The 4,242-nt window shown below is 75.3% G+C and carries 1 protein-coding gene; it reads right to left on the reverse strand.

What is annotated here, in order from left to right:
* Positions 1 to 4,242 (reverse strand): beta strand repeat-containing protein (locus VO99_RS31080; protein WP_046116133.1); only part of this gene is annotated, 4,242 nt, incomplete at both ends.

Raw genomic sequence — 4,242 nt, forward strand, 5'->3', positions numbered from 1 at the left:
TCTGGTCCCAGGCGCGGTAGCTCAGGCTGGCACTGCCGGCCTGGCTGCCGGCGGGCAGCATCCGCACCCGGTCGGTGCCGCGCAGCAGCAGGGCGCCCGCGTCGCTGACGGACGGCAGGGCCTGCCAGCTGCCGCCGCCGTCGGTGGAGTACTGCCAGGTGCCGCCGGTGGCCGCGGCGCCGTGCACCGCGATGCCCTGCAGCGCGCCGCCATCGGCGTCGCTGATGCTGCTGCCGACGAGCGAGGCCACGCTGGTGCCGCCATCGTCCTGGGTGTCCTCGCTGAGGCTGGGCAGCACCGGGGCCGCGGGCGTGAGCACCGGCGCATCGTTGACGTCGGACACGCTCACGCCCAGGGTGTCGGCCGCCAGGCTGAAGGCGCTGCTGCCGCCGGCGGTGCGCACGTCGGCCAGGCCGCCGGCCACGCCGCTGGTCTGGTCCCAGGCCAGGTAGCTCAGGCTGTTGCTGCTGCCGGCGCTGCCGTCGGGCAGGAAGCGCAGACGGTCGCTGGCACGCAGCAGCAGGGCGCCGGCATCGCTGACGGCGCCCACTGCCTGCCAGCTGGCGCCGCCATCCAGCGAGTACTGCCAGGCGCCGGCCTGCGCCGTGCGGCCGATGACGGCGATGCCCTGCAGCGCGCCGCCGTCCACGTCGGCCACGCTGCCGCCCAGCAGCGCCGCCACCGTCTGGCCGGCGGGGTTGGCATCGTCCTCGGTGAGGGCGGGCAGGCTGGGCGCGGCGGGCGTGAGCACCGGCGCATCGTTGACCGAGGTGACGGTGAGCGAGGCGGTGTCGCTGGCGCTGCTGAAGGCGCTGCTGCCGCTGGCGGTGCTGCTGTCCACCTTGCTGCCGGCGCTGCCGCTGGTCTGGTCCCAGGCCCGGTAGGTGATGCTGGCAGCGGTGCCGTTCTGGCCGTCGGGCACCAGGCGCAGCAGGTCGCCGGAGCGCAGCAGCAGCGCGCTGCCGTCGCTCACGCTGCCCACGGCCGACCAGCTGGCGCCGCCGTTGAGCGAAAACTGCCAGTTGCCGCTGCCGGCCACCAGGCCGCTGAGCGCAATGCCCTGCAGCGCACCGGCGTCCGCATCGGCGATGCTGCTGCCGACGATGGCCGCGACCGTCTGGCCGCCATGGCTGGCCTGGTCTTCGGTCACGCTGGGCAGCACCGGGGCCGCCGGCGTGAGCACCGGCGCATCGTTGACGGCGGTGATGTCGAGCGTGGCGGTGTCGCTGGCGCTGCTGAAGGCGGTGCTGCCGCCGTTCAGGCTGGCATCGGCCAGGCTGCCGGCGCTGCCGCTGGTCTGGTCCCAGGCGCGGTAGCTCAGGCTGGCGTTGTCGGCGCCGCTGCCGTCCGGCAGGAAGCGGATGCTGTCGATGTCGCGCAGCAGCAGGGCGCTGCCGTCGCTCACGCTGCCAACGGCCGTCCAGCTGGCACCACCGTCGGTGGAGATCTGCCAGCTGCCGCGGCCGGGGTCCTGGCCGGTGATGGCGATGCCCTGCAACGCGCCGCTGTCCACGCCGCTGACGCTGCCGCCCAGCAGCGCAGCGACGGTCTGGCCGCTGCCGGCGGTGTCGTCCTCGGTGAGCGTGGGCAGCACCGGTGCGGCCGGTGTGAGCAACGGCGCATCGTTGACGGCGCTCACGCCCAGGCTGGCGGTGTCGGTGGCACTGCTGAAGGCGGTGCTGCCGCCGTTCAGGCTGGCATCGGCCAGCGCACCGGCGCTGCCGCTGGTCTGGTCCCAGGCACGGTAGCTGAGGCTGGCACTCGTGGCATTGGCGCCATCGGGCACGAAGCGCACGCGGTCGGTGGGCCGCAGCAACCGGGCCGAAGCATCGGACACCGCGCCGATGGCCGACCACGAGGCGCCGCCGTCCTGCGAGAACTGCCAGCCGCCGTTGCCCGAGGCCAGCCCGGTGACGGCGATGCCGGCCAGCGCACCGGGGTCCACGTCGCTGATCGCGCCGCCGAGGATGGACGCCACCGCCTGTCCGGCGTTGGCCGTCTCGTCCTCGGTCAACGGTGCCAGCACGGGCGCGGTGGGCGCCAGCACCGGTGCATCGTTGACCGCGCCCACCGCCAGCGTGGCGGTGTCGCTGGCGCTGCTGAAGGCGCTGCTGCCGCCGTTCATGCTGGCATCGGCCAGGCTGCCGGCGCTGCCGCTGCTGCGGTCCCAGCCGCGGAAGGACAGGCTGGCGGTGCTGCCGCCCAGGCCGTCCGGCATGAAGCGCACGAGGTCGCTGCTGCGCAGCAGCAGCGCGGCCGCATCGCTGACGGCGCCCAGCGCCTGCCAGCTGCCGCCCGCGTCGATGGAGAACTGCCAGCTGCCGCCGGCCGCCGACTGCCCGATGAGCGCTACGCCCTGCAGCGCACCGCTGTCCACGTCCGACAGCGGGCCGCCCAGCAGCGTGGCCACCAGATGGCCCGCAGGGTTCAGCTCGTCCTCGGTCTGCGCAGGCAGCACCGGCGCGGCGGGCGTCAGCACCGGCGCATCGTTGACGGCGGAGACCACCAGCGTGGTGGTGTCGGTGGCCGCGCTGAAGGCGCTGGTGCCGCCGTTCACGCTGGCATCGGCCCATGCGCCGGCGCTGCCGCTGGTCTGGTCCCAGGCGCGCCAGGCCAGGCTCACGGTGCCGCCGTTGGCGCCGTCGGGCACATGGCGCAGCAGGTCGGCCGGGCGCAGCAGCCGGGCCTGCGCATCGCTGACGGCGCCCAGCGCGGCCCAGCTGCTGCCGCCGTCCAGGCTGTATTGCCAGCTGCCGCCGCCGGCCGACTGGGCGGTGACGGCGATGCCCTGCAGTGCGCCGGCATCGGCGTCGCTGATGCTGCCGCCCAGCAGGCTGGCCACGGTCTGGCCGGCAGGCGCCAGCTGGTCCTCGGTCTGGCCGGCCATCGCCGGAGCGGCCGGGCTGAGAACCGGCGCGTCGTTCAGCGCGGTGACCGAGATGCTGGCGGTGTCGCTGGCGCTGCTGAAGGCGCTGCTGCCGCCGTGGAGGCTGGCATCGGCCAGGCTGCCGGCGCTGCCGCTGGTCTGGTCCCAGGCGCGGTAGCTGAAGCTCGCGCTGGTGGCGCCGCTGCCGTCGGGCAGGTAGCGCACGCGGTCGGTGGCGCGCAGCAGCAGGGCCGAGGCATCGGACACGGCTCCCATCGCCTGCCAGCTGGCGCCGCCGTCGGTGGAGAACTGCCAGCCGCCCGCACCCGCCACCTGCGCGGTGACGGCGACGCCCTGCGCCGCGCCGGCATTGGGGTCGCTCACGCTGCCGCCCAGCACCGAGGCCACCGTCTGCCCGGCATGGGCGGTGTCGTCCTCGGTCAGGCCGGGCAGCACCGGCGCGGCCGGCGCCAGCACCGGGGCGGCATTGCCGTTGGACACGGTGATGCCCGCCACGTCGGTGGCGCTGCTGAAGGCGCTGCTGCCGCCGTTGGCGCTGGCATCGGCCAGGCTGCCGGCGCTGCCGCTGCTGCGGTCCCAGGCGCGGTAGCCCAGGCTGCCGGTGGTGGCGCTGACGCCGTCGGGCACCAGCCGCACCAGGTCGGTGGCGCGCAGCAGCAGGGCATTGGCATCGCCCAGCGGGCCGAGCGGCGCCATGTCCAGCCAGCTGGCACCGCCGTCCAGCGAGTACTGCCAGCTGCCCGTGCCCGGCGACTGCGCCGTCACCGCAATGCCTTGCAGCGCGCCGGCATCCACGTCGCCGATGCTGCCGCCGGCGAAGGAGGCCACCGTCTGCCCGGGCGGGTTGGTGTCCCATTCCGGCACCGAGGCCAGCGTGGGTGCGATGGGCATGAGCACCGGCGCGTCGTTGACGGCGCTGACGCTGATGGAGGCGGTGTCGGTGGCGGTGCTGAAGGCGCTGGTGCCGCCCGCGGCCGCGGTGCTCACCTTGCTGCCGGCGCTGCCGCTGCTGCGGTCCCAGGCGCGGAAGCCGATGGTGGCGCTGGCGGCATTGGCCCCGTCGGGCACGAAGCGCAGGCGGTCGGTGCCGCGCAGCAGCAGCGCGCTGCCGTCGCTCACCGCGCCCAGCGCCTGCCAGCTGCCGCCGCCGTCCAGCGAGTACTGCCAGCCGCCGGTGGGCGCACTGGCGGCGGTGATGGCGATGCCCTGCAGGGCGCCGCCGTCCACGTCGGCGATGCTGCCGCCCACCAGGCTGGCCACGGTGTGGCCGGCGCTGGCGGTCTGGTCCTCCGTCAGGCCGGGCAGCGCCGGGGTGGCAGGCGTGAGCACCGGCGCGTCGTTGACGGCGGTGATGG

Source organism: Aquincola tertiaricarbonis (genome assembly GCF_000969605.1).
In the GTDB taxonomy this organism is placed as follows: domain Bacteria; phylum Pseudomonadota; class Gammaproteobacteria; order Burkholderiales; family Burkholderiaceae_C; genus Aquincola; species Aquincola tertiaricarbonis.